This window comes from bacterium (assembly GCA_036504735.1).
In the GTDB taxonomy this organism is placed as follows: domain Bacteria; phylum Electryoneota; class RPQS01; order RPQS01; family RPQS01; genus DASXUQ01.
This window is the reverse complement of sequence record DASXUQ010000019.1, coordinates 140,721-166,958: the sequence shown is the minus strand read 5'-3', so window position 1 is coordinate 166,958 and position 26,238 is coordinate 140,721. Positions and strand designations below refer to the sequence as shown.

The window sequence follows — 26,238 nt, the reverse complement described above, 5'->3', positions numbered from 1 at the left end:
ACAAAAAAGGGCGGCCCTCGCGCGCCGCCCCTTAAGGTAGTGACGGTCTTGAACTTACTTCGCGTCCACCGCCGCAAAGGCCGCCATCTGCACGATGTCCTGCACGTCGCAATCGCGCTGGAGGACGTGGACGCTCTTGTCCATGCCCATCAGGATCGGGCCGATCATCTCGGCTTTGCCCAGACGCGCCAGCAGTTTGTAGGCAATGTTGCCGCTGGTCATGTCGGGGAAGATGAGCGTGTTGGCCGCGCCGCCCTTCAGACGGGAGAAGGGATAGGTGTTGGCGATGAACGGTTCCATCACAGCGGTATCCGCCTGCATTTCGCCGTCGATCACAATATCCGGCCGCAGGCTGTGGACGATCTCCACCGCTTCAGCAACCTTCTTGGCTTCGGGATGATTCACACTGCCGAAATTGGAGAAGCTGAGCATCGCCACGCGGGGCTCGGTGTGGAAACGGTTCTTCACCGTGTCCGCCGAGAGAATGGCAATCTCCGCCAGGCCTTCGGCTGAGATCGGATCCACATTCACCGCCGTGTCCGCGAGGAAGACGGTCTTGTCTTTGAAAATCAGCGCGAACATGGCCGAGACATTCTTCACGCCGGGCTTCTTGGGCAGCAGTTGCAGCGCGGGGCGGATCGTATCCGGATAGTGCTGGTTGACGCCGGCGACAAAGGCGTCGGCCTTGCCCTGCCGGACCATCATGGCCGCCACATAGTTGTAATGGCGCAGCAGTTTGCGCGCCTCGTGGCGGGTGATGCCGTGGCGCTGGCGGTGCTGGAAGACTTCATCCGCCCATGCGGCCACATCGTCTTCCGTCATCTGCTCCGGATCGAAGATCTCGCAGCCCTGCAGCGACAGGCCGAGCTGTTCCTTGCGCTTGACGATGGAATCTTTGTGCCCGATGAGGATCGGCGTGCCGATGCCCTCGGCGACGATCATCTCCGCCGCGCGCATAATCTTCTGGTTCTCGCCCTCGGAGAAGACGATACGCTTTGGCGCGCGCTTGGCGCTGTTGATGAAGAAACGGGTGACTTCGCGGCCCTGTCCGAGACGCGCTTCGAGCGAATCGCGGTAGGCGTTAAAGTCCGTAATCGGCTTGCGGGCAACACCGGTCTCGCAGGCGGCTTTAGCCACGGCGACGGCTTCCCACAGCAGGACGCGGTGATCCACCGGTTTCGGAATCAGATACTCCCGCCCGAACTGGATGCGGTCCATCTTGTAGGCCGCGCACACATAGTCCGGCACGTCTTCCTTGGCCAGCCGCGCGAGGGACTGCGCCGCCGCCATCTTCATGGTCTCGTTGATCTGGCTGGCCTGCACGTCCAATGCGCCGCGGAAAATGAACGGGAAGCCCAGCACGTTGTTCACCTGATTCGGATAGTCGCTGCGGCCCGTAGCCATAATCACATCGCCGCGCGCATCCTTGGCATCGGGGTAGGTGATTTCCGGATCGGGGTTGGCCATGGCGAACACAATCGGATCCTTGGCCATCGAGCGCACCATGTCCTTGGTCACCTGATCCTTGACCGACACGCCGCAGAACACATCCGCTTCCTTCATCGCCTGTTCGAGGGTACGCAGATTGGTTTTCTGCGCGAAATGCGCCTTGTACTTGTTGTACTTGGGATGCTTGGGGTCAAGGTCTTCGCGTCCTTCCCAGAGCACACCCTTGGTGTCGATCATCAGGAAGTTCTCGCGCTGCACACCCAGCGTCTCCCACATCTTGGCGCAGGCAATGCCCGATGCTCCCGCGCCGGAAAAAACCACGCGGATCTTCTTGATGTCCTTGCCGACCAGTTCCATCGCATTGATCAGCGCCGCGCCGGAGATAATTGCTGTGCCGTGCTGGTCATCGTGGAACACGGGAATATTCATCGTGGCCTTCAGCGTCTCTTCAATGTAGAAGCACTCGGGGGCCTTGATATCTTCGAGGTTGATGCCGCCGACCGTAGGTTCGAGAAGCTGGCAGAATTTGATGATCTCGTCGGGGTTATGCGAATTGACTTCGATATCGAACACATCGACGTCGGCGAATCTCTTGAAGAGCACGCCTTTGCCTTCCATCACCGGCTTGCCCGCCAGTGCGCCGATGTCGCCGAGGCCCAGCACGGCAGTGCCGTTGGAGACCACGGCCACGAGGTTGCCCTTCATGGTATAGACATTCGCCAGCGAGGGATCTTTTTCGATCTCCAGGCATGGACCGGCGACGCCGGGGCTGTAAGCCAAAGAGAGGTCATGCTGAGTCTGGCACGGTTTCGTCAGCGCGATCTCGATCTTGCCAGGCCGCCCTCGGCGATGGTACTCGCAGGATTCTTCGAAAATGTTCATGGATGGACTCCAGGGATTGGATGCACGGGTGAAGTGCAATTACTGAATTATCAGAAACAAAAAATGCCGGGGTGGTTGCGAACATCCGACGTTCGCTTCAAGATGTGGACTTGTGCGGAAGGCAGGATACGAGCAGAGAACATAAACGCGCAAGATAATGCTATTTAATAACCTTTGCCGTAAAAGTCAAGAGAATTATTTCACGACACTTCCGCTGACTCAGATAATGTGGACCGTGGCATCCTTTATGCAAAGTACCGGCATACGGTGCCGGCTGGACGCTGTTTTGGCAGCGGAATTCAGTCTCGAGTCCATTTTGACTCTTTTGAAAGGAACGCGCCGCATGACGCGGCTTGATAGGTAGTAGACCTCACTCACACGCCAGAGACTGTAAGGAGTGACTATGGCGAAACAGAACTGTTGGGAATTCAAAAAGTGTGGACGGGAAACAGGCGGCGCGAAAGTCGCCGAACTCGGTCTCTGTCCCGCCGCATCCGAAGCGCGGACACAAGGTTTGAATGGCGGCAAGAACGGTGGCAGGGCCTGCTGGGCCCTTACCGGAACGTTGTGCGGCGGCAAAGTCCAAGGCTCTTTCGCCCTGAAAATGGACAACTGCATGGCGTGCGACTTCTACAAACAGGTGGCGCGCGAAGAGGGCGCGGCCTGCCTGAGTGCCAAAAACATTCTCGATAAACTGAAATAGGCTCGCTTCAGCAATGTCAGATATGCAGAAGGCCAACCCTAACCGGTTGGCCTTCTGGTGCTCTCCAACTTGCCAATGGACAATTGCGATGGATATAGAGTATGTTGTCCAGTTTGGAGAATGTCGAGACAATTTAGTCAGTCTCGCCGCGTGGTATTGCTTTTACAGAAACTATACTATATATTTAGTTATCCAGAGCATTATTGAGGAATAATGGATATTTAGGTCGAGAATCCTGGGTCCTAACATACATCAGGCGGTGAACTTACCGCCGGTTTAGCTATCTCCGGAGTCGTTTCGAAAACGGCTCACATCACGAAGGGAGCAACCATGCACGGGAAGTCTTATCTACTCATCATTCTGGTCTCCTTGCTTGCCTTAACTATCTGCGGAGCAAGGGCGCAGGACAACTTCAACATTCAACCGGTTGTCCAGTATCATTCCAATTGGCACGACGCGGTAAGCGACGTTGCCCTGACCAACGGCTACGAATTTGTTTTGTGCGGCGGCGATGGCCTGCGCATTCTCCGTGAATATGACACGGATGCGCCGGTGGTCGCCGCAACCATGTCCAGCGAGGACATTTATCAGGCGCGCCGAATTGTCGCGTCCGGAAATTATCTCTACCTCGCCGGAAACGACATGTACGGCGTCTATGTAATAGATGTGTCCGACCCGGCTCAGCCGCATGAGGTCGCATCCCTGCCCATTTACGGATCGAAGTACTCGTTCCGCATTGTGGACCACTATCTGCTGGTCTGCACCAGTCTGTCCGGTCTGCACATCGTGGATATCAGCCAACCGACGGAGCCGCAGATCATCTGGCAGCAGGAGGCGGATGCATGGGCCCTCGATGCCGATATGGTCGGAGATCGCCTGTATGTCGTCTCCAACGGAGTTCTGGTGTACGACATCAGCAATCTTTCCGCTCCGCAGTGGCTCGACTCTATGAACTTCTATCTGGGAGACGGCCACATCGTCGGCATCCGCGTCAAAGATGATCACGCCTATCTGGCCTGCGGAGAAGCCGGATTCCGCGTGCTGGATCTGACCGAACGGCAACTTGTCGCCCACATCGATTCACTGAGCTACGCATTCAATCTTGAACTGCGCGGCAATCTGGTCTACCTGCATTACGGACCGATTGACTGTCCGCTCGCGGCCATTGATGTGTCTGACCCGGTCGCGCCACAGGTGCTCAGCATCTACAGCCCGCCGACCGACATCGTCGGTTTTGTGCTTGACGGTGACAATGCCTATGTTGCCGATGGCTGGTATGGCCTGCGCACGGCGGACATCTCCGATCCGGCAAACCTGCATGAAACCAGGAGCTTCAATCCTATCGGCAATTTCAAGGACGTCATCTATTCCGCAGGCCTGGCGTATGCCCGTTCGGAAGTGCGGGTTCAGGTCTTCGACGTTGCCAATTTCCAGCAGCCGGTGGAGCGGGGCTATGTCGAATTGCCGAGCGAGTGGTGCAATTTCCTCGTCAGCGGCAACGCCGGTTTCACGCTGAGCCCCGAGACTGAAAGCATGCGCGTGTATGACTTCTCGGATCCGGTTCATCCCATCTGCGTGGACACCGTTGCGTGCGCGGGGGCTCGAGCGGCGGTCTATGAGCATTACCTCTATGCCCTGGAAGGCGGCGGTCTGCGGATTTATGACATTGCCGATCCCCGCGCGGTGCAGGAGGTGGGCTTCTACGGCCATGTCATGTGCAACGCGCTGATTACGACCGGAGACCATTATGCATTTGTCGAGACCGGTTACAGCGCTCAATACTCGATGTTGGTGCTGGATCTTACGGATCCTGCCGCGCCGGTGCTGGCGAACACTTACTCCATGTCGCAAGCCAGCCGCGCCTTGACGACCAGCCCCGGCTATCTCTTCGAGCTGGAGGATGCCATGCTGAAGATCTTCGCCATTTCCCAGATGGACACGTGGCAGCCGGTATCCGCCGTTTCGCTCCCCAGCGGGATGGGCGATAATTTCCGCGCGATCTCCGTGGCCGGAAATCATGTCTTGCTGACGACGAATGGGAGCGGACTGCTGGCCTATGACATCGCCGATCCCGCCACTCCGCTGCTTACCGGTTACTATGGCACTCCCGGCTCGGCCAACGGCGTGGCCGCCAACGGGAATTTCGTCCTCGTTGCCGGCATGAGCAATCTCGGTATCTATGACTGCTCCGGCGCCTTCCTGTCCGGAGGTTCGGGAACCGCCGCCGTTCTCCCGCATGATGTTGCTTTGCTGCCCAACTACCCGAATCCCTTCAACATGACCACGCAGGTTCCCTTCGATTTGCCCGCACAGAGCCGCGTCACACTGCGGGTTTATGATGTGCTGGGCCGGACGGTAGCCACACTGGCCGACGGAAACTACGCCGCGGGCAGCCATGTCATTGCCTGGCAAGGCATCACCGCTGCGGGTCTGCCCGCCGCCTCCGGGCAGTATTTCGTCCGTCTGGAGACTGCCAACAAGGTCCAGACCCGGCCCATTACACTGCTGAAGTAAGTTCACCCTTTCAGGAAATGACAGAGAAGGCAGGCGCAAGCCTGCCTTCTCTGCTCAAGCATAACTCCTGCACTAAACCCGCTGCCCAATTAGTCCCATTTCACCACCAGCCCTTTCGCGTCCACTCCTACGCCGCGCAACAGCGGAATGGGGGTGGGAGTGCTTTGCAGCCAGTTGGTGTCATTTTTCGGGCCGGAGGCGGGATACGTGTCGGTGCCGTCCAGGTCGAGGAAGATGGCGGTGGCGCTGACTTCGGCGCGCAGGCCCTTCTCAAAATCGCTGCGGCTGGTGCCGAAGGCATCTGTGCCTTCGTAGTGGTCGTTGCCCGCCATATCCACGAACAGGGCCACGCTGTTGTTGAGACTGCGGCCAAGACAGTTCGCCTGCTGGTGGTACTGGTCGTCGCCGCTTTCATCCACAAACAGGCTGGCCGAAAAGTCGTGCGCCGCGCCTGCGCTCATGGTCATCAGGGACGTGTAGACGTCATTGCCGCCGCCGTCATTCAAATAGCTGATCCCCATATGCGCGGTAGCCGACTGGCCGTACCAGGTATCGCTGTAGCTGTCATTCCCCGCGCGGTCATCGAGAATCCCGATGGCATACCAGTAGCCCACCGCTTGCGAAAACACGCCGCCGGAGTACTGATCATTGCCTGCCGCATCCAGCAGCATACCCACGCCGCCCGCCTGAGAGTTCCCATCCACATAGTCCCGCCGCAGGCCGTAGCCCGCCCCTTGAACCATGCTGGAGTTGTGCTTGTCCGACTGCGGACTGGGAAACTGAATATCGCTGTCATTGGCAAGGTAATGATCATCTCCGGCAAGATCTAAAAGCAATCCCATGCCGCGCGGAATCCCGCAGCCCTGAGCATCATTGTACACCAGCAGCGAATCATCTCCCGCCCTGTCGGTAAGAATCCCGACACCCCAACCGCCGAACCCTTGGGCTTCTCCCAGGGCGCTGTAAACATCATTGCCGCCATCATCCCGCAGCAGTCCCACTCCCGCCATGCCGCAGCCTTCGGCATAGAATCCGGAAGTGGTGTAGCGGTCATTTCCCGCCAAATCTGCCACAATGCCATATCCCAAGACTCCCGCTCCAAAGGCGGGTTTGCCGTTGGCGGCGTCGTACACGTCATTGCCCGTGGCGTCAATCAAAATGCTTACCGGATGGGCGTCATCTGTGGTCGCGCCGCCCGCGCGGTAGGTGTCGTTGCCGCGCAGATCGAGAATCAGCAGATAGGAGCGGTCCGCGCTGTAGACTTCATCTCCCGTGCGAGCGAGCAGGATCGTTCCATAGCGCGTGGTGCAGCGGAATTCGAAGGAGGTCTGACTGCTGTCAGCCTTCAGCGCCGCACACGCCGAATCCACCACCGCCGACAGATCATCCATCCCCGCCGCCAGCAGTTTGAGGTCGATTCTATCCAGCAAATCCATCTGCTCGTCGAAGGCCCGGATTCCCTGCGGAAAGTCCTCTGCAGGATGCAGCGTATCTTTGGCGGGCCGTTCCAGCGGCTCGGTCAGCGCCTGATATAGCCCCGGCAGTTTGTCTTTGGGAAGATCCTTCAGTGCCATGTTGCGCCACTCGATGGCATCGGCGGTGGCAAAGAGCAGCATCGCGGCAAGTTGCTGGATGTGGGCTGGAATTTTCTCCACAGCCAGGTTGCTCGCATTGGCATCCAGCGCCAGAATCGCTTTCCGCAGAGCATCGGTCTCCTGCGCGCGTAACGCATACTTGCCGAGCGGTGCAGGAGCAATCAGGTCACGCCGGGTGCCGATGCCAATCAGCGACGCGCATGTGTTGAACAGCGGATGCAGGTTGCCTTGGGAGTCCAGCAGGGTGTTGCGGATGTGCCGCTCATAAAAAGGAATCCGCAGCGGATGGGCAAACCACTGATCGAAAATCGGCAGTTTACCGTGGCTTCCGGTGCGGGTGAGCATGATTTCCCCATCCACCCGAAAGCCCGCCCGGGTCTCGCCGATCAACCCTAACGCCTGATCCAAAGCATCCGTCTGAGCAGAAGCAGTTAACGTAATGATGAAAATCAAAGATATTATAATAGTTTTCATGTTAAATGCTGAAATTGCGCTGGTGTTTTACCATATGATAGCAATTTCACAGCGAGAAGCAACTGCACGAGATTACACACAGGAAGTGAAAAGTGTAACTAATTGCCCATTCGGTTTTTTTGGCATTGCAGTGTATATACGTTTGTGGGCTCGAACACGAAAAGTTGTTTCGATAAAATCGAAAAATATTGAAATTCATTAGTGCAATTCAAATTACAGATTCGCATGGATTACAAAATTCTGGGCGTTGCGCAGATAGCCCATTACGGTAAATGTGTTAACTATATTTGATAGGCATGGAATGTGCTACGCTCAACAGTGACAGGCGTTCAATCACAAGAAAGTAACCACGTGGTCGAACTGCTTCAGTTACTGGCGAGCATTGCGACTATTCTGGGTTTACCATTGGTAATCCTACAGCTTGTGCTGCGCCGTCCTTCGAAACAACCTATCATGATAATTGTCATAGATATAAAGGAGTTGCACTCTCGAGACGATCAGCCCTTTCCTAATTCATCCAATATCCGTAAATTTGATCCTATTAATCGGAGACAACAAAATGCTTCACCCGCCTGCAACCCGTACCAAGAAAATCACCCCCGCCCTAACCCTCGAAACCGTCGCCCGTGCCGCCGCCCTCAAAGCAGAAGGCAAGCCTGTGCTCTCCCTGTCGGTTGGCGAGCCGGATTTCGATACCCCGCCGCGCATCCGCGTGGCCGGAAAATTTGCTATAGATCACGGCATCACCCGTTACACCGAAGGGCGCGGAACGCTGGCGCTGCGCAAGGCCATTTCCGCCAAGCTGGCCCGCGACCAGAAGCTGGAGTACACGCCCGAGCAGATCCTCTGCTCCAACGGCGGCAAGCATGTCATCACCAATTTCATGCTGGCCTGCATCAATCCCGGTGATGAGGTGATATTGCCCGCGCCGTATTTTCTGGCCTACCCCGAACTGATTAAGCTGGCTGATGGCATTCCCGTGATCATCCCCACCGAGCCTAAAGACCGCTATCTGATGTCCCCCGCGCAGCTTGAAAAAGCCATTACGCCGCGCACCAAGATGATCGTGCTGATCACGCCATCCAATCCCGGCTCCACGGCCTACTCGATGGAAGAATTGATGGCCCTGGCCCCGGTGATGCTCAAATCCAATGCTTGGATTTTGTCCGATGAGGTCTATGAGCATCTGCTGTATGATGGCCGCGAGCAGGCTTCCCCGGCGCACATTCCCGAACTCTATGACCGCACGCTGTATGTCAGCAGCCTGTCCAAGACCTATGCCATGACCGGCTGGCGGCTGGGCTATGGCTGCGGGCCGAAGGACATCGTGGCGGCGGCGGCCAAGCTGCAATCGCAGATGACGTCTTCTCCCAGCGCCATTGCCCAGCATGCGGCCATCGAGGCCGTCTCCAACGACCAGACCGACCGCGAGGAGATGCGCCGGGTCTTCGAGAAACGCCGCGATCTGCTGTTCTCGCTGATCGAGAAATGGCCGCACGTGGAATGCCCCAAGCCCGAAGGCGCGTTCTATGTCTTCCCCCGCATCGACGGCGTCTGGCGCGCCGCCAATAAACCCTATCCCGGCTCCCTGTCCGTCGCCCGGCAACTGCTCGAGGAAGAATACGTCGCCACCATGGCCGGCGCGGTTTTCGGTGACGACCGCGCCATCCGGCTTTCCTTTGCGACTTCGGAAGAGGCCATCAAGGAAGCCTGCGGGAGGATTGAGAGGTTTTTGAATCGGGTATAAGAGCATATTGCGATTCGGTTTGTAGGGGCCGGTCTTAGACCGGCCCGCCTTCGCAAAACAATGCATCACCATGAGCGATTACAAGCCTTTTCCCAAACGCAAGCGCACTCGGCTGCAAGGCTACGATTACGCCTTGCCCGGAATGTACTCCATCACGATATGCACATGGAACCGAACGGAGATATTCGGGTCGATTCTGAACGGAAAGGTGACGTTGAGCGCTGCAGGGCTCATTGCGCGAATGTGCTTGCAGGAACTGCCACACCATTATCCGAATCTCAGGTTGGATGAATTTGTGATCATGCCGGATCATGTTCACATGATTCTCATTCTTGATTCGCGCGGGCCGGTCTTAGACCGGCCCCTACCAGATGACCCTGCCGAATCGCCGACGCCCGCCTCGGTGTCCGAAATCGTGCGAGCCTTCAAATCGTTTGCGTCACGGCGAATGCACGAGATGAACCTGCTTCTCGATCAGCCGGTATGGCAGCGTGGCATGAATGATCGCATCATCCGCGATCAGGCAGAATTGCTGGCAAAACGCGACTACATACGAATTAACCCCTTGCGCAAAGCCGATAATTAAAAGCGCCACAGGCGGCTTGTAGGGGCCGGTCTAAGACCGGCCCGCTTCCCTTTTTGTATTAACCTCCAATCATTCCTCATGCCCATCTCCATCGCCATCACCGAAGCACAGATCCGCCGCGCCTTTCCCGTGATGCAGCAATTGCGCCCGCACCTCGATGAGGAAGGCTTCGTTCAGCAGGTCATGCGGCAGCAGGAGCGGTTCGGATATGTGCTGGCAGTTAATGAGAGCGAAGGCATTGTGCGCGCCGTGGCCGGATTCCGTATCGGAGAATTCCTGGCATGGGGGAAGATTCTGTATGTGGATGATCTGGTTGCCGATGAAGCAGTGCAGGGTGGGGGATATGCCAATCAACTGTTCGACTGGCTGGTGGACTTTGCCCGTCGGCAAAACTGCCAGCAGCTTCACCTCGATTCCGGAGCCAATCCGGGCCGCTACCGCGCCCACCGCTTTTACCACATGAAGGGCATGAACATCACCAGTCATCACTTTGCGCTGGATCTGACTCAGCAACGGAAGCCGTGACAGAAAGTTGTACGCAGGATAACAGGCAGATCCGCCTCATGGAGGTCACACCGGACTTTGTTGAGGCGGATTGGTGTATTAAGGGTCACATCGGCATGGTGCTGGAAGGCACTCTGGAACTGACATTCCCCGAAAGGACGTATACCTATCAACCGGGTGAAGCCTATCTGATTCCCGTCTGCGAATCCCACCGGCACAAAGCCCGGGCGCTTTCGCCGGTGGTGCGGATCGTGATGGTGGAGGACGTCTGATACCCGGAACATAATGGAAGGCACTTAACCAACATCGGGGCGTGGAGAGATCGCGTATGCATGAAAACATCCCGATGCTGGCAGACCTGCTGGTGATTCTGGTGGCGGCGCTGCTGATTCTGTTTCTGTCGCGCCGTTTCTCGTTGCCGCCCATTGCAGGTTTCGTGCTGACCGGAATTCTGATTGGCCCTTCCGGACTTAGTTTGGTGCATGCGGCGCAGGTACACACCGCCGCGCAGATTGGTGTGATCCTGCTGCTCTTCAGCATCGGCATGGAGGTCTCCCTCTCGCGGCTGGTCAAAACCTCATGGCGAATGTACGCCCTCGCCGCGGGACAGATTGCGGGCACCGTGCTCATCGGCTTTGCGGCAGGACGGCTGCTTGGACTCTCCAGCGCCGCGGCACTTGTGGCAGGCTTCGCCATCTCCACATCCTCTTCAGCCATCGTGCTCAAAGGTCTCTCCGACAGTGGGGAGTTGGAAAGCCAACTTGGCCGAATCGTGGTGACCATCTGCCTTGTGCAGGACTTCAGCCTTGTGCCCATGCTCGTCGTGTTGCGGTTGCTGGGCGGCGCGGTGGGTGGGGCGGAGATGGCGTTGATCGTCGGGAAGGTGATGGTCCTGGGGGTTGTGCTTTACCTCGCAGCGCGCTACCTGCTGCCCGCCACCATGCATCGCCTGCTGGCGACCAATGTCCCGGAAGTGGTGCTGCTTTTCACCGTGCTGGTCTTGCTGGGGACCGCGTGGCTGACCGCGCTGGCGGGATTGTCGCTGGCCATCGGCGCGTTTGCCGCCGGAGTGATTCTCTCCGAAACGGAATACTATCCTCAAATCCACGCCGAAGTCGCACCCTTCGGAACGCTCTTTTCCAGCCTGTTCTTCGTCTCGGTCGGCATGCTGCTGGATATTCGGTTTGTGGTGGCGCATCCCTTGTCGGTGCTGGCCCTGTCGGTGGGGATTTTTGCTGTCAAGACACTGGTGGTGGTGATTCTCGCCGTTCCGCTGAAGCTCTCGCCGCGCATCGCGTTGCAAGGCGGACTTTACATTGCCCAGATCGGAGAACTGGCCTTCCTGCTGCTGGCCACTGCCATGGCATCGAGTCTGCTCTCCGATGACGCCTACCAGTATCTGATTGCGGCGACAGGTCTGACCCTGACGGCCACACCGCTTATCATGCAGTGGGCGCCGCGTTTCGTCTGGCGGGGAGCCTCGAAGAATGCGGACATGGCCGAACAGACCGAAGAGGGCGTGAAACGGCCCGATACCGCCGTGCTGATTGTCGGCTACGGCGTCAATGGCCGCAATGTGTCCCGTGTCCTGCTCGCCGCCGGTATTCATTATGAGATCCTCGAATCCAATGCCGTCATGGTGCGCGCCGCACGAGCGGAAGGGGAACTGATCCACTACGGTGACGTCACTCGCACCGAAGTGCTGCGCCAAATCAGGCTGGTTGAATTCGACGGCGTGGTGCTGGCGATCTCCGATCCGGCAGCCACACGCCGCGCCGTGGCTCTGATCCGGGAACTCAACCCGGACTGTTACCTGATCGTCCGTACGCGCTCCATTGCCGATGTAGAAGAGCTTGAGAAGATCGGCGCTGACGTGGTGGTGCCGCAGGACTTCGAAACGTCGCTCCGCATCTTCTCCGATCTGCTGCTCCATTACCGCGTACCGCCTCGTATTATCGCCGCGCAGATCGAACTGGTGCGCGGCGAGCACTACAGTGTGATGCGCGTGCGGACAAATACTCCGGTGATGGAGCATGTCCGCGAGTTGCTGCTGATGCGCCTGGTGGAGGCGGTGCCGATTCTCACCGGCTCCCGCGTCATCGGACGGCGGCTGGGAGATCTGGCGCTGGCCGGTAGCAACACGCCCGTCATCCTGAGCGTTCTGCGGAATGGTGCGCCGGCGGATCCGCCTTTCGAGGAGTTGCTGCTTGAAGCCGGTGATCTGGTCGTGCTGTATGGCGCCCATGAAGATTTGGATCTGGCTGTAGAAAGATTGCGAGGGTAAATGAAAAAGCTATTCTTGACCGCGGCCCTGCTCTGCGTCTGCGTGCCGTCCTTTGCCCAGGACATGGACATGGGATCGATGTTGAAGACCGGAATCCTGCGCCTGGCGCACATGAACAGCGTGGTTCTGCCCGATCTGCCTATGACGCGCGACGGCTCCGGCACAAGCTGGCTGCCGGATGCCACACCCATGTACGCGATCATGTGGGGCAACTACAACTGGGGCTATATGGCTCACGGGGAGCTGACCGCGCGCTACACCGATCAGGATGTGGCGCGCACGGGGCATCGCGGTGCGGACAAGTTCGACGGCCCGAACTGGTTCATGTTCTCCGCCAACCATCCCTTTGCCCTGCATAAGCAGATCACGCTGCGCGGCATGTGGTCGCTGGATCCGCTGACCGAAGGCAAGAGCGGCTACCCGCTGCTGTTTCAGACGGGAGAATCCGTGGATGGACATCCGCTGATCGACCGCCAGCACCCGCACGATCTCTTCAGTGAACTGTCGGTGATCTACGGACACGCGCTGAACAGAAACACAGGCTATTTCGTCTACGTCGGCTATCCGGGAGAACCCGCCCTCGGTCCGCCGGCGTTCATGCACCGGCCCTCGGCACAGCACATGATAGATGCACCCCTCGGCCACCATTGGCAGGATGCCACCCATATTACCTTCGGTGTGGGTACGGTGGGCTTCCGCTACCGGACCTTCAAGCTGGACGGTTCGATTTTCACGGGCCGCGAGCCCAATGAAATCCGCGCGGATTTCGACAAACCGCGCTTCGATTCCTACAGCGCGCGCCTATCCTGCAACCCCACCGAACGCTGGGCATTGCAGGTCTCCGGCGGTTACCTTAAAAGCCCCGAGGAGCTGGAACCGGACATCAATCAGTATCGTGCCACCGCATCGGCCATCTATGCCGTGTCCTTTCAGGATGTCAACAGCTTCACTGTGTCCGCGGTGTGGGGGATGAACAAGATTGCCAATCCGGCGGCGGCAGCATCCCTCGACAACACCACTCCCCAGCATTCGGCTCTGCTCGAGTCCGATCTGCGGCTGGCATCCTACGCCATCTTTGGCCGCAGCGAATGGGTAGAAAAGTCTGCGCACGAGCTGGGCCTGCCGCAGTTTCCCGGACAGAAATTCGGTGTCGGTGCCTTGACACTCGGGCTGGCGCGGGATATCTTCCACGGGAGCGACCTCACGTTTATGGCCGGAGCGCAAGGCGGCATCTTTTCCGTTCCCGATGATCTGCGCCCGGTCTATGGACAAGCACCATACTCGGTTGAACTCTTCCTGCGCCTTTCCCCGCGATTGATGATGATGTGAGCAGATTGCATCCAGACTTTTCGCGAGCGCTGCGATTCATGCCCACTCATCGAACACAGTTCGTCGCGCCTTTTGTGGGTCCTTCCAAACCCTTCGGGAGGCTGCCTTTATCTCACCTAACTTTCTTAAACTTATAGTTTACAATGAAATATCTATAGTCAGCAGAGTGCAACGTCTTGACTATATCGTAAATATTCGTTATTTTCTTCTCAAAGACCGAATTCGCCTACTGTCCTAAAGTTGGTTCGCATATGAGCTTAAGCACACTTGCCCGGGCTATTGCCCCGTCTCCCACGCTGGCGCTGAACGAAGAAGCGCGCATCCTGCGGGAGAAGGGCGAGGCCGTCATTCATCTGGGCGCGGGAGAACCCAAAAACAAAGCCCCCATCGCTGCCATTTTGGCCAGTGCGGCCAAACTCACGGCCGGCGATATTAAGTACACTCCCACCGAAGGCACTCCTTCCCTCCGTAAAGCCATTATCCGCTACACGGAAGAGAACTATGACCGGGTGCCGGCTCCTGAGAACGTCATCGTCTCCTCGGGCGCCAAGCAGGCCTTGTACAACCTGCTGTATACCATCCTCAATCCGCAGGATGAAGTCATCGTCCTCGCCCCTTACTGGGTGAGCTATCCGGAAATGATCAAGATGCTCTACGGCGTCCCCGTCATCGTCACCCCGGAAGACGGCAGCTTCTATCCCCGCATGGAGGACATCAAGAAGGTCGTCACCTCCTACACCAAGGCCATCATCGTCAACAGCCCGAACAATCCCTCGGGCGCGATCTACTCCGAGAAATTCACTCAGGAGTTGGTGGAGTTCTGTGAGGAGAAGGGGATCTTCTATATTTCGGACGACATCTACCACAAGCTGGTTTTTTCCGGAAAGAAGTGGGCGAACCCCTACCAGTATACGACCAAGGATCTGGAGAACACCCACATCGTGTCGATCAACGGTGTCTCCAAGCTCTACGGCATGACCGGCTTCCGCATCGGCTGGACGGTTGCGCCGCGCAAGATGGTCGAGATCATGATCAATGTGCAGGGGCAGACGACCACCACGGCGTCCCTTGTGCAGCAGGCGGCGGCGGAAGGTGCACTCCTCGGCGTGCAGTCGGTGACCGAGAGCCTGCGCATGATGCTCGAGAACAACCGCAATGTGATGGTCAATGAGTTGAAGGCGTTCCGCGGCGTGCATCTCAGCGCTCCCGATGGAACCTATTACTGTCTGCCCGATTTTTCCGCCTGGCAGCCCGACTCGCTGAAACTCTGCAAGATGCTGCTCGACAAGGCGCGCGTCGTCACGGTTCCCGGCAAGGAGTTCGGCATGGAAGGCCATTTGCGCCTGTCTTACTGCGGCTCGGTGAAGGACATCAAGGAAGGCATCGAACGCATCAAGTGGGTGCTCGACCCGCAATCGCCCAATGAAATCTTCATCGGCGACCGCAAGATGGTGAGGGACTGGTTATGAACAATATCTTAGACATCAAGTCGCCGGCGCAAAAAGAGGCGCTGGTGCAGAAGGCCTTTCTCGGCCTCGATACTATTGGCCTGACGAATCTGCATCAGGTGTACTGGAATCTGCCGGTTGAAGCGTTGTATGAAGAAATCGTCTTCCGCCGTGAAGCGCAGATCTCCTACAACGGTCCGATCATCGTCAACACCGGCAAGCACACCGCGCGCAGCGCCAATGACAAGTTCGTGGTGAAGGAAGAGACCACCGGCTCCCACGTCTGGTGGGGTGAATATAACCGTCCCTTCAATCCCGACAAGTTCAACGAAGTCTACGACCGTCTGCTGGGCTTTTTGCAGGGCCGCGATCTGTTCGTGCAGGACTGCTACGCCGGAGCCGATCCCAACTACCGCCTGCCCACGCGGGTGATTACCGAGCTGGCGTGGCACAGCATGTTTGCCCGCACGATGCTCATTCCCTGTCCGACGCGCGAAGAGTATCAGCGCTTCGTTCCCGAGTTCACCGTCATCAGCGTGCCGTCTTTCAAGGCGTTCCCGCAGATTGACATGACTCCCGGCAACACGTTCATCCTGCTCAACTTCGACCAGAAGATCTGTATCATCGGCAACACGGCGTACGCGGGCGAAATCAAGAAGGCCGTGTTCACCATTATGAACTACCTGATGCCGATGCAGGGCGTCATGTCCATGCACTGCTCCGCCAACATGGGCAAGGACAAGAGCACGGCGATCTTCTTCGGCCTGTCCGGCACCGGCAAGACCACGCTGTCAGCCGATCCCAACCGCTACCTTATCGGCGACGATGAGCACGGCTGGAGCGACGAAGGCGTGTTCAACTATGAAAACGGCTGCTACGCCAAGGTGATCGGCCTGTCCGCCACCGCCGAACCCGAAATTTACGCCTGTACGCGCAAGTTCGGCTCGGTGCTGGAAAATGTGATCTATGATCCTGTCACGCGCAACATCGACCTCGATGATGAAGCCATCACCGAGAACACGCGCGCGTCCTATCCGCTGTCGAACATCGACAATTCCGTTCCCGAGAAGCTCGGCGGCCATCCGAAGAATATCATCATGCTCACGTGCGACGCGTCGGGCGTGATGCCTCCCATCGCCAAGCTGACGGTGGAGCAGGCCATGTACCACTTCATCAGCGGCTACACGGCCAAGATCGCCGGCACCGAAGTCGGTCTGTCCGACGAGCCGGAAATCACCTTCTCCACCTGCTACGGTGCGCCGTTCATGGTGCTGCCGCCGTACAAGTATGCCGAACTGCTGAAGAACAAGATTCTGAAGCACGAGGTCGACTGCTGGCTGGTGAACACCGGCTGGGTAGGCGGCAAGTATGGCGTGGGCAAGCGTATCTCCATCCGCCACACGCGCAACCTGCTGAACGCGGCCCTCGACGGCAAGTTGAAGGACGTGGAATACTACATCGATCCGGTGTTCGGCTTCCATGTTCCCAAGACCTGTCCCGATGTGCCGAACGATGTGCTGTATCCTTCCAAGGCCTGGCCGAACAAGGCCGAGTACGATGCCGCCTATCGCGATCTGGCCAGCCGCTTCATCGAGAACTTCAAGAAGTTCCAGGAAGGCTGTCCCCCCGAAGTCCGCGCCGCCGGTCCCAAGATCGACCGTACCATCCCCATCCCCCAACCGGCGAAGTGACCTTTAACGATTGACCTGTTAACGGGGCGGCAGCAATGCCGCCCCGTTTGTACACCGAACCCTCCCACACGTGTCATTCCGTTCCGTCTTCGGAACGGAATCCCAAACCCCAGCGCCAATCTCGCATCCTTGTCATTCTGACGCGTGTCTCCGCGCGGAAGAACCTCGGGTTCATCTTCATGTCGGCATACCGCTGATGATTGGTTGCATGGCCAAGGCTCGCCATGTCCGCGCCGCCACCCAAGCCTTGTCATCCTGCAACCCGTCTTCGGGTTGCAGGATCTCTCGGGGACCTACATTTGCAGATAATCGCGTACCCCGCAACCTTGTCATCTCGTTAGAGTCCGTGGACTCCACCGGAGTCTTCAACCTGAAGCGCGCAGCGCTGAAGGACCTCAGCTTCGTCTTTACGTTGTCTTTGCGTGAACGATTGTGTGTAAGGACCGACGGCGTCGCCTGCCAAACCCCAGCGGCAAACCCCCAAACATTGTCATCCTGCAACCCGTCTTCGGGGTGCAGGATCTCTCGGGGACCGAAATGCACACACCGCAAGCGCACCCCAAAACACCTTGTCATCCTGAAGCGCGTAGCGCTGAAGGACCTCAGCTTCGAGGCTCAGACCGGACAGTCTTCTTCCAACCATCACCCAAGAACCTTAATCAAACGCATATCCCCATGCCCGAACAAACCTGTGCCTACGAGGGCTGCCACCGCCCCATCTACCAGAACTCCAACTTCCCGCAAACGGACAAGTGCATCTTTCACTGCGAGAAGAAGGCTGCGTCCAAGTTTCGAGCTTATGCGCAGACCGAAATCGCAGCATGGCTCAAGACGCAGAACAAGTTCGACTTCAACGGGTGGGTGTTCGTGGGCACGGAATGGACCGTCCTGTTTCGAGGAATCGAAATCTACCGCGACGTCAAATTCGACGCTGCTGTATTTGTGGATGGCGCTGATTTTGAACGCACAAAGTTCTTTTGCAAGGTAAGTTTCAAAGGAACACATTTCCAAGTAAGAGCTAAATTTGACAAGGCACGTTTCACAGAGCTGGCATTATTTCAAGAGACTGTTTTCGAGAAAGGAGTATCGTTTCAGGATGTATCATTCGAGAATGATGCCCACTTTATTGATATCCAATTGAGCAACTTTCTTGATGTTGCGCACGCTCGGTTCCGTCATGATGCGAAATTTGTCAGAACCAAGATTCTCGGCAGTGTTAAGCTAACTTGGCCGGGCAGTGGGAAGACTTATGATCTCGATGGAAATCGTCTTACGCAAGGCGCTCTGGTGTTCGAAAATCTCGAATTCGTGCCGAGCGAAGATTCGATTCTTGATTTGCGCGACCTCCCTCTTCATGACCAATGTGGCTTGACAGTATGTAATACTTCAGTTGAACATAGCGCTGGGCCAGCGCAACGTCTGTTTTTGACAGGCACTGATTGTCGGCTCATAAAGTTTCGTAACGTCCAATGGCCGATCTATAAGAGTAGACGCGTATCCGGAGACGAATTGCTCGAGCGAGCACACCCTAAGGGTGATAAACGGTCAAGTAACTGGAATGACATAGCCGTCACCTACCAGCAATTGACCATCCGTTACCGTGGCGACCTCGATCATCCTGGAGCCAACGACTTCGAACGAGGTATTTTCGAGGCCCGTCTCATGGCAGCCAAGCAAGTAGTTAAGCTCTGGAGATCCAGGTGGCTTCTACAACTCTACAAAGCCGCTTCCAACTTCGGGGGCAGCATCTGGCGTCCTGCATGGATTGCTGGAGTACTACTCGTTGTGTGCGCTTGGGTCTATGGCGGGTTCATGTATGGCGATTTCTTTGTCTTGCCTCGCAATTGGGACTTGCGCACGGCATGGGACAGCCTTGTGGCAGCAATGCGCGTGGTAAGTCTGGATCGTTCATGGTTCTCGCGAGAGGTGGACACCAGCGGTGCGGGGAGCTTTGCGCGGCTCGTGGTTTCGACGGTAGCGATTGTACAAACCGCCCTCACCGCCACTCTCGTAACCCTCTTCATCTTCGCCATTCGTCGGCGCTTCAAACATTCAGAATAAGAGGCGGCCGGAGGCCGCCGGAAGTAGCTACGGGTGGTATTGGCGCTTCAAATACCCGGAATAGACGGCGGCAGCACGGCGTTTCGTCTTCATTTCAGCATTTCGGCTTTTCAGCGTTTCAGCGTTTGAAAGAGAGGCTTGCCTCGCCCACTGCTGACTCTCCTTCAACTCTCGTCATTTTCCGCACGGATCCAAGCCAAACAGAATCACTCATTCCGCCCTGCCCGATCCGCTTGTCTCCCTGCCTAACCCCACAAAGATTCTGAAGCAACACTCTCCGCATTCTCCCGTTGTCTTTCGGCCATTCTCATAGTATCTTCATAGTCATCCCCGCTGTGAAAACCTGTTCGCACGGCGGAACAGAGCACACAAACCATTCATCGCAATATTCAGCCTTATGAACCCCGTCTTTCTTCATCATTTCAGCCTTTCAGTCTTTCAGATTTTCAGCATTTTCTTGAGGTAAGGGGGTTCGTTTGGTATAAAAACATTTTCCTGTTAAGACAGTATCCGCCGCGCTGCGCGGAAGCACGGAGCCTACGGCGGGATAACGGAAACCTGCGGTTGAGATTCTCCCACACCATAGGGGGCAGTGTGATTTCTCATCTTGTGCTAAAACACGAAGCGGGGTAGAGGTACAGGCCTTGCCAATTCCTGGTGCGGACGGTTCAGGACCGGATCACTACCAGAAATCTCACATGGCAGGGCCACATGGCTTTTACATTTGAAAACCGGCAGGAATCTGCGCCGCAATTCATCACGGATTTCCGGCGCGACCTTTGGTCGCCGCACGACGGCTGCAGCGTCGCCGATGTGTATGATACCGTGTTCCGCACGCGCGCCCTACAGCATCCCGAGGCGCTGACACTCGATTTTTGGACCCGCCATCCCTGCACACTCGAAGCGCGATGCCCGGGGATGCTGGGGCGGCGAGTGCTGGATGTCGGCTGCGGTACGGGAGAGATCGACATTCATCTGGCCCGCTCCGGTTTCGATGTGACCGCCTACGATCTCTCTCCGGCCGGACTGCGCATTGCCGAAGAGCATCTGCGCCACGAATCGCCTGCCCTGCAGCGGGCGATGCGCACCGTCCTTGGCACCCCCGGTCCTCTGCCGTTTGCCGACAGGGAATTCGATTCGGTGCTGCTCTCTCATGTGCTGGAACATATTGCTCACCCCACGCCACTCTTAAAAGAGATCGCGCGGGTGCTGAAGCCGGGCGGTACCCTGCTGGCGATGACTCCTCTGGGTCATGCCTTCGACGATCCGACGCACGTTCACCATTTCTCCGAGGACAGCCTGACCTCGCTGCTGGCAAACTATTTCGATGACCTGCAACTTAGCATTCTTGACGGAAACCGGCAACTGAGCGTGCGCTGCTCTAATCCGGAGGCCAGGCGTTATCCCCGCATCATTTGCCAGATGCGCATCAAGAATGAAGAGCGCTGGCTGAAGGACGTGCTGGATCAGATCGCGCTCGTGGCCGATGGAATCGTGATCTACGATGACGGCTCCTCGGACAGCACTCCCGCCATCTGTCGCGCTCATCCGGCGGTCATCGAATATCGTTACGGAAGGAATCCCCAACTCGACGAAGTCCGCGACAAGAATCTCCTGTTGAAAATGGCGCTCAGTCATCATCCGGATTGGGTCCTCTGCATGGACGGCGACGAAATTCTGGAGGATGGCGCTGCGCAGCGGATCTTCGCCGCGATCCGCTCCTGTCCGCCCGGCGTATCCACGCTGGACGTCGGCTTCCTCTACATGTGGAATGATCTGCAGCACTATCGCGCAGACGGCATCTACCGTCGTATCGTCCACCATCGGCTGTTCTCCGTGGCCGGACAGAATGCCGATTCCCTGTCATTCGCACCGTCGGGTTATGGCGGAAATCTTCATTGCGAGAGCGTGCCCCCCAACCTTCGTGGCCGCGCCGTGGAGGCGGACGTCCGCATCAAGCATCTCGGTTACATGGATCGCGAGGATCGTGCCCGCAAACATGCCTGGTACTGCAAACAGGATCCGCGCCACGCCGCACAGGGCTATTATGATCATCTGCTGGACCAGCCCTGCATGATCATCGAGGAGTGGCGGGACCGATCACGCCGTGCTGCGCCGGCGACGCCGCCCGCCCAATCCTCGCGTCTCACCCCCGATCAGGACAGGATGTTCCTCGCCCTCTGCGGGTAGTTTGGCGGCTGTGGGGGCAAACAGGAGCACAACGCGGACGGCCCACAGGCGGGAGGCGTCGTAGCGCATAATCTTGCGCCAGCCTCCTGCGTTCGATGAAATATAGCTCGATTGGAGTTATATACGTAAATTATGCGGCATGATCATAACGAATCATGCCCTTTCTGTCTCTAAGTTTTTTATTGCATCTCGGCCTTTTTTCGAGTATATTTAGTTCTCATGTGGACCCGGAGATTTTGCTCCGGTTTCACTGAAAACAGTTGCCCCCCTCGGGGCTCTTCGCAGGCCTCTGTCACGAGAAGGTTTTGGTTTTCAGGTCCTTTTTCGGCTTGGCGATAGGTAAACAGGTGGCATTATCGGGGGTACTGTCCCCCAAGTCGAGAAGGATTGGATCATGGTTAACATTTACGTAGGCAACTTGTCCTACTCCACCACCGAAGACGATCTTCGCAACATGTTCGAAGCGCATGGCAAGGTTGACCGCGCCAGCGTCGTCATGGATCGCATGAGTGGTCGCAGCAAAGGTTTCGGCTTTGTCGAAATGCCGAACGATGACGAAGCGCGCAACGCCATTGGCGCTTTGAATGAGACGGAAACCGCCGGCCGCCGCTTGGTTGTCAATGAAGCCAAGCCGAAGACCGACCGTCCCGCCCGCCGCGAACGCTACTAAATCGTTCTGACGGTTAGACGTCAAGGGCTGACCCCGCAAGGGTCAGCCCTTTCTTTTTCCTTCCTTCGTTTCACCGGGGGAGGAGGGGATTCATCCTGTCCCGCCTCCACTCATCCTGCCTGCAGCACTTACCCCGCTTTCCCTTGAAGCTCGTTCATTGCCGAGCCATCCTTAGTCATGGTCCTTAAGAAATCAGCAAGAACGGACGGGCGAAACGCAGGCGGCTTTGCTATCTTGTCTCCCGAGGATGACACACAACACACCTGCCGAATGAAAACAAACACCGAACAAGATTACAAAGAGCGCATGCTGCGCGTGCTGGTGCATATCCAGAACCATCTCGACGAAGCCGTATCGCTGGATGATCTGGCGTCCATCGCCAATTTCTCGCCGTTCCACTTTCACCGTGTGTTCCGCGGGATGCTGGGCGAAGGCGTCATGGAACACTGCCGCCGTCTACGGCTCGAACGCGCCGCCCAGCGGCTTAAGCAAAGCGAGGAACAGGTCACGGCGATTGCCTTTGAGGCCGGCTATGAGACTCTCGATGCGTTCATCCGCGCTTTCCGCATGCGCTTCGGCATGCCGCCCACGGAGTTCCGCAAGGACTGTGCAGCGAAAATTCAAAGCTTGCCGTCAGGAATCGGTTACCATCCTCAGACAGTGTTGCAGGATTTTGAACCTATCCGCAAAGGAGTTCTTGAGATGGATGTGAACGTCAGAAATGTACCGCCCATGAAAGTCGTCTTTGTGCGCGTCAATGGTCCATACACGCAATCCGCCGGACAGGCGTGGGGCAAACTGTGCAGTTGGGCAGGACGCAAGGGCCTGATGCGCAGCCAGCCGGTGCTGATCGGTATCAGCCATGATGACCCGGAGATCACGCCGCCGGACAAGGTGCGCTACGATGCCTGTCTGGTGGTGCAACAGGAAGTTGAACCGGAAGGCGATTTCGGAGTACAGGAACTGGGCGGCGGAGACTATGCGATTACCATGCACAAGGGTCCTTATGAACGCCTCGGCGAGACCTATTCCTATCTGTGCGGCCAATGGGCGCCGCAAAACGGCTACCGGCTGCGCTCGCTGCCGCCCTTCGAAATTTACAAGAAGGACCCCAGTGTCGCCAAGCCGGAGGACCTGCTGACGGAAATCTATCTCCCCGTAGAAAAAGTCGGTTAAGCTCCGTACTTATCGTTTGCTGCTTCGACCCCGGGCCGGTTGTGAACCGGTCCGGGGTCGCTCTTACAGGATTATCAGGTATGCTATGGGTATACTTCATATAATTAGCGCTTGCACTAAATATCCCGGAAATATTACGCCAAAGGCGAATCCGGCTTGCGAACTTGAGGTTTCCGGTTATCTTCCAAAATGGGAAGCTTGAAAGCATTCCTGCACCACCAACTTAGCCGGAGGTTCACCATGAAGAAGTTATGGATCACTTTTGTGCCTCTCGTACTTGCTGTTTTATTAACAGTACTGACCTGTGCCGCCACGGAGAATAATGGCCTGTGCCGAATCACAGCCACACCGACGGTATCGCACGCACGGCCGTCTCTGGACAGTCCGCAACCGGACTCCTTGTTTTATGACAACGGTGAGGTTCAGGCATTTTACACCAGCCCGAATTTGTGGACGCGCATTCGCTTTACGGCACCGTACAATCTGGAACTGCGCAGCCTGTATTTTGTGGCCAACAACCCGAACAACGTGGCCAACCCATGTTCCGTTTACGTGTATGCCAACAACAACGGAAATCCGGGATTGCTGATGCAGGCGTTCCGTATGCCCGGCAGCGTCGTGCATTTCGGAAACGACCTGCAGTTTCCTGTATGGAATGATTTTGATCTGCCCGCACCGCTGGCGTTTGGAGCAAGTGAGGACTTCTTCGTGGTCATGGGGCCGCAGGTGGGTGGTCCCCAGAATCAGGGTTGGCAATTTCTCCTCAATTTTGCCCCCCAGTCCGATCGCTATGCCATTGGCACTGCCGGACACAACGGAGCATTTACTCCCGCTGGCGGCAACTTTCTGATTCGCGCGGGCGTGGCCCCGATTGAGGGACCAAACCGCGGTTATGTATCCCTGATTTCCACCAGCCCGCATGAGTGGCACTACCAGTTGAATCATGTCGGCGGTATCATTCGGCGATTTTCTTTCTCGCCGGTGTGCCATGGAACCGTTGGCTCCGTGACGGGCGATGCGCAACTGGCAAACTGGAGTGTGACGTCGCACGGTGATTCGATCATCTTCTCTTCTCCGTTTGCCATGGTGGGTAATTCACTGGCGACCTTTGTCCTGACCAATGCGCTCTGCAATGATGAAGTGCATTGGCGTGTGGGCGACAGCACGGGTGTGGTGGATGGCCCCTGGCCGGTTGAACTCACGGCCTTCACGGCGGAACCTGTCGAAGAAGCCGTGCAGCTTCGCCTGGTTACGGCTTCGGAGCACGGCAACCAGTATTTCGAGATCTACCGCGCGGAAAGCGCTGACGGCAATTATGCGAAGATTGCGCAGCTTGCCAGTCAAGGGAATTCGGCGACGGAACAGACCTACAGCTACCAGGATAACACGGTGGAGCCGGGCCGAACGTACTGGTATTACTTGGCCGATGTCAGCATATCCGGCGAGCGCACACTGCACCGGGATTTGGTGCGCAGCGCCAGTGCAGGCCGTTCGGCACTGATTCATGACTATGCCTTGGCGGCATATCCCAACCCTTTCAACCCGACAACCACGCTGGACTTGAGCCTGCCCGAAGCACAGCGGGTGAGCGTGAAGGTGTTTGATCTGACCGGCAAGCTGGTGCGGACCCTGGCCGATGCGCCGTATGCGGCGGGAAGGCACCAGATCGCCTTCGATGCGGGCAGTTTGCCTTCGGGAATTTACATTGCACAGCTTCAGGCAGGATCGGTGAATCTGACTCAGAAATTGCTGCTGGTCAAGTAGATTCCGACAGACAGAATGACGAGAGGGCGACATTTGCATGTCGCCCTCTCCTGTTTCCGCCCAAATCACTATCTATTTGCTTTGCAAGGAGGCTGGAACAGGCCTTGACGTGTGGACAGAGTCGGGCGACGATTCGCAGCGCTTGAACTGACGGCCGGCGAAGCGGACGTCGACATCCGGCACGTAGCTGGAATCGTTGCTGAACAGCACGTCCGACATCGGGTTTACCCAGCGGTATCGCCACGCCGAAGCCCCGCGCTCCGGAGCGCCGGTAAAGGGATTAAGGTACCGCAGATGCTCGCCGGGGGCACTGAAGAGGGCGGAGTGGACCAGATCCGAAATCTGCCGCTGGTGCATGGTCATGCGATGGCTCGGATCGTCCAGATTCCGTCTTGTCTGCAATGCGACATCCGCCTGTGCCGAATCCGTCTGCATCTCCGTGGCCGCCCAGTCCGGGTTGCCGCTGATGGAAGCGAACGCGACTTCAAAGACGGAAACGAGACCATCGAACTCCGCAACAGGAGCACGATAGAACACGGTCTCCTTGTTGCCCCATTGCCCGCCGCCCATCTCTCCCCGGTCTTCAATTACGGCCAGCCAGCGCTCTTTGTAGGTCACGCCGCCTTCATCATAGGTGAGCAGTAGTGTGGCCGCGTCATAGCTGTATGTCAGCTTCTCCGGCCCGCCGCGCACCAGCCTGTTGTGTGCCCGGGACAGTTTTCCGAGGGATTGCCGATCAAGGATTCGGATGTTCACCGCCGTTGGATGAGCGACGCGGAGCGCGAGGTCCATCACGTACTTGGCGGCGTTCATCTTGGGGTAGACCAGCATTCCCTGATAGGTGCTGCCCGGTGGGAAGAGCTGTGAACCGGAGATGCGTGCCCGACGCGTATCGTAGTAGACAATGTTGGGCATCCAACGGATCATGGCGCTGCCCACACTGTCACGCTCTAAGGTGAAATCCATTTGCGGCGCGGCATACATGGGATTGACCGACGGCGCCAGAGGATCTCTGCGCACCACACCGCCATGGGAGATCCAGCCGAAAGGCAGAAGGTAGCTGAAGGCATGCTCGTGCGATTCCTCCATACGCTGAAAGGCGAGGACACTGTCCCGATCTTCCGCCCGAGCCGATTCCATCGGGATAGTGAGAGTCAAGACCAGTAAGGTG

The 26,238-nt window shown here is 57.2% G+C and carries 19 protein-coding genes; 16 read left to right on the top strand and 3 right to left on the bottom strand.

Annotated elements, in window-relative coordinates; all coding sequences use genetic code 11:
- Window positions 1-54: 54 nt before the first annotated feature.
- Window positions 55-2,331, bottom strand: a complete 2,277-nt coding sequence (locus tag VGL38_15200; GenBank protein ID HEY3296777.1) for an NADP-dependent malic enzyme — start codon at window positions 2,329-2,331, stop codon at window positions 55-57.
- A 403-nt stretch (window positions 2,332-2,734) separates the two neighbouring features.
- On the opposite strand from VGL38_15200, the gene VGL38_15195 reads away from it, so the two are divergent.
- On the top strand, window positions 2,735-3,034 hold the full coding sequence (locus VGL38_15195; protein ID HEY3296776.1) for a hypothetical protein: 300 nt from the start codon (window positions 2,735-2,737) through the stop codon (window positions 3,032-3,034).
- 330 nt (window positions 3,035-3,364) lie between these two features.
- Window positions 3,365-5,548 (top strand): FlgD immunoglobulin-like domain containing protein, encoded by a 2,184-nt coding sequence (locus VGL38_15190; GenBank protein ID HEY3296775.1) that lies wholly within the window; start codon window positions 3,365-3,367, stop codon window positions 5,546-5,548.
- Between the two features lie 89 nt (window positions 5,549-5,637).
- Here the strand turns inward: VGL38_15190 and VGL38_15185 are convergent, their stop codons facing one another.
- A complete protein-coding gene (locus VGL38_15185) occupies window positions 5,638-7,551 on the bottom strand; it encodes a hypothetical protein (protein HEY3296774.1) in 1,914 nt (637 codons plus the stop codon).
- A gap of 31 nt (window positions 7,552-7,582) precedes the next feature.
- Here VGL38_15185 and VGL38_15180 point away from each other — a divergent pair, with 31 nt between their 5' ends.
- The 14 genes from VGL38_15180 to VGL38_15115 all read left to right on the top strand — a co-directional run bounded on the left by VGL38_15180 (window position 7,583) and on the right by VGL38_15115 (window position 25,067).
- Window positions 7,583-7,819 (top strand): hypothetical protein, encoded by a 237-nt coding sequence (locus tag VGL38_15180; GenBank protein ID HEY3296773.1) that lies wholly within the window; start codon window positions 7,583-7,585, stop codon window positions 7,817-7,819.
- A 357-nt stretch (window positions 7,820-8,176) separates the two neighbouring features.
- A complete protein-coding gene (locus VGL38_15175; GenBank protein ID HEY3296772.1) occupies window positions 8,177-9,364 on the top strand; it encodes a pyridoxal phosphate-dependent aminotransferase in 1,188 nt (395 codons plus the stop codon).
- Window positions 9,365-9,434: 70 nt separating this feature from the next.
- Complete coding sequence (locus tag VGL38_15170) at window positions 9,435-9,950, top strand: transposase (GenBank protein HEY3296771.1); 516 nt, start codon at window positions 9,435-9,437, stop codon at window positions 9,948-9,950.
- A gap of 78 nt (window positions 9,951-10,028) precedes the next feature.
- Entirely contained in the window at window positions 10,029-10,475 is a 447-nt protein-coding gene (locus tag VGL38_15165) for a GNAT family N-acetyltransferase (protein HEY3296770.1), read from the top strand.
- Window positions 10,472-10,726, top strand: a complete 255-nt coding sequence (locus VGL38_15160) for a cupin domain-containing protein (protein HEY3296769.1) — start codon at window positions 10,472-10,474, stop codon at window positions 10,724-10,726. Before VGL38_15165 ends, VGL38_15160 begins: the two co-directional genes overlap by 4 nt.
- A 56-nt stretch (window positions 10,727-10,782) precedes the next feature.
- Complete coding sequence (locus VGL38_15155) at window positions 10,783-12,738, top strand: cation:proton antiporter (protein HEY3296768.1); 1,956 nt, start codon at window positions 10,783-10,785, stop codon at window positions 12,736-12,738.
- Window positions 12,739-14,067, top strand: coding sequence for a hypothetical protein (locus VGL38_15150; GenBank protein ID HEY3296767.1), 1,329 nt, complete (start codon window positions 12,739-12,741; stop codon window positions 14,065-14,067).
- A 251-nt stretch (window positions 14,068-14,318) separates the two neighbouring features.
- A complete protein-coding gene (locus tag VGL38_15145) occupies window positions 14,319-15,536 on the top strand; it encodes a pyridoxal phosphate-dependent aminotransferase (protein HEY3296766.1) in 1,218 nt (405 codons plus the stop codon).
- Window positions 15,533-17,206, top strand: a complete 1,674-nt coding sequence (gene pckA, locus VGL38_15140) for a phosphoenolpyruvate carboxykinase (ATP) (protein ID HEY3296765.1) — start codon at window positions 15,533-15,535, stop codon at window positions 17,204-17,206. The genes VGL38_15145 and pckA overlap by 4 nt, the downstream gene beginning before the upstream one ends.
- A gap of 675 nt (window positions 17,207-17,881) precedes the next feature.
- Complete coding sequence (locus VGL38_15135; protein ID HEY3296764.1) at window positions 17,882-19,267, top strand: pentapeptide repeat-containing protein; 1,386 nt, start codon at window positions 17,882-17,884, stop codon at window positions 19,265-19,267.
- Between the two features lie 711 nt (window positions 19,268-19,978).
- On the top strand, window positions 19,979-21,457 hold the full coding sequence (locus tag VGL38_15130; GenBank protein HEY3296763.1) for a methyltransferase domain-containing protein: 1,479 nt from the start codon (window positions 19,979-19,981) through the stop codon (window positions 21,455-21,457).
- A 394-nt stretch (window positions 21,458-21,851) separates the two neighbouring features.
- Window positions 21,852-22,127, top strand: coding sequence for an RNA-binding protein (locus tag VGL38_15125; GenBank protein ID HEY3296762.1), 276 nt, complete (start codon window positions 21,852-21,854; stop codon window positions 22,125-22,127).
- A gap of 270 nt (window positions 22,128-22,397) precedes the next feature.
- The gene (locus VGL38_15120; protein HEY3296761.1) at window positions 22,398-23,303 is read left to right on the top strand and encodes an AraC family transcriptional regulator; all 906 of its coding nucleotides are present in this window, start codon (window positions 22,398-22,400) and stop codon (window positions 23,301-23,303) included.
- 240 nt (window positions 23,304-23,543) lie between these two features.
- Window positions 23,544-25,067 carry a T9SS type A sorting domain-containing protein gene (locus VGL38_15115; GenBank protein ID HEY3296760.1) on the top strand — a complete coding sequence of 508 codons (1,524 nt, stop codon included), beginning with the start codon at window positions 23,544-23,546 and terminating at the stop codon, window positions 25,065-25,067.
- 72 nt (window positions 25,068-25,139) lie between these two features.
- Here VGL38_15115 and VGL38_15110 read toward each other — a convergent pair whose 3' ends face one another.
- Entirely contained in the window at window positions 25,140-26,225 is a 1,086-nt protein-coding gene (locus tag VGL38_15110) for a hypothetical protein (protein HEY3296759.1), read from the bottom strand.
- Window positions 26,226-26,238: the final 13 nt, after the last annotated feature.

What these genes read in the sequence shown, in the direction of transcription:
- VGL38_15200 (HEY3296777.1), bottom strand. Translation starts at nt 2,331, where the DNA reads ATGAACATTTTCGAAGAATCCTGCGAGTACCATCGCCGAGGGCGGCCT.
- VGL38_15195 (HEY3296776.1), top strand. Translation starts at nt 2,735, where the DNA reads ATGGCGAAACAGAACTGTTGGGAATTCAAAAAGTGTGGACGGGAAACA.
- VGL38_15190 (HEY3296775.1), top strand. Translation starts at nt 3,365, where the DNA reads ATGCACGGGAAGTCTTATCTACTCATCATTCTGGTCTCCTTGCTTGCC.
- VGL38_15180 (HEY3296773.1), top strand. Translation starts at nt 7,583, where the DNA reads ATGATGAAAATCAAAGATATTATAATAGTTTTCATGTTAAATGCTGAA.
- VGL38_15175 (HEY3296772.1), top strand. Translation starts at nt 8,177, where the DNA reads ATGCTTCACCCGCCTGCAACCCGTACCAAGAAAATCACCCCCGCCCTA.
- VGL38_15170 (HEY3296771.1), top strand. Translation starts at nt 9,435, where the DNA reads ATGAGCGATTACAAGCCTTTTCCCAAACGCAAGCGCACTCGGCTGCAA.
- VGL38_15165 (HEY3296770.1), top strand. Translation starts at nt 10,029, where the DNA reads ATGCCCATCTCCATCGCCATCACCGAAGCACAGATCCGCCGCGCCTTT.
- VGL38_15155 (HEY3296768.1), top strand. Translation starts at nt 10,783, where the DNA reads ATGCATGAAAACATCCCGATGCTGGCAGACCTGCTGGTGATTCTGGTG.
- VGL38_15150 (HEY3296767.1), top strand. Translation starts at nt 12,739, where the DNA reads ATGAAAAAGCTATTCTTGACCGCGGCCCTGCTCTGCGTCTGCGTGCCG.
- VGL38_15145 (HEY3296766.1), top strand. Translation starts at nt 14,319, where the DNA reads ATGAGCTTAAGCACACTTGCCCGGGCTATTGCCCCGTCTCCCACGCTG.
- pckA (HEY3296765.1), top strand. Translation starts at nt 15,533, where the DNA reads ATGAACAATATCTTAGACATCAAGTCGCCGGCGCAAAAAGAGGCGCTG.
- VGL38_15135 (HEY3296764.1), top strand. Translation starts at nt 17,882, where the DNA reads ATGCCCGAACAAACCTGTGCCTACGAGGGCTGCCACCGCCCCATCTAC.
- VGL38_15130 (HEY3296763.1), top strand. Translation starts at nt 19,979, where the DNA reads ATGGCTTTTACATTTGAAAACCGGCAGGAATCTGCGCCGCAATTCATC.
- VGL38_15125 (HEY3296762.1), top strand. Translation starts at nt 21,852, where the DNA reads ATGGTTAACATTTACGTAGGCAACTTGTCCTACTCCACCACCGAAGAC.
- VGL38_15120 (HEY3296761.1), top strand. Translation starts at nt 22,398, where the DNA reads ATGAAAACAAACACCGAACAAGATTACAAAGAGCGCATGCTGCGCGTG.
- VGL38_15115 (HEY3296760.1), top strand. Translation starts at nt 23,544, where the DNA reads ATGAAGAAGTTATGGATCACTTTTGTGCCTCTCGTACTTGCTGTTTTA.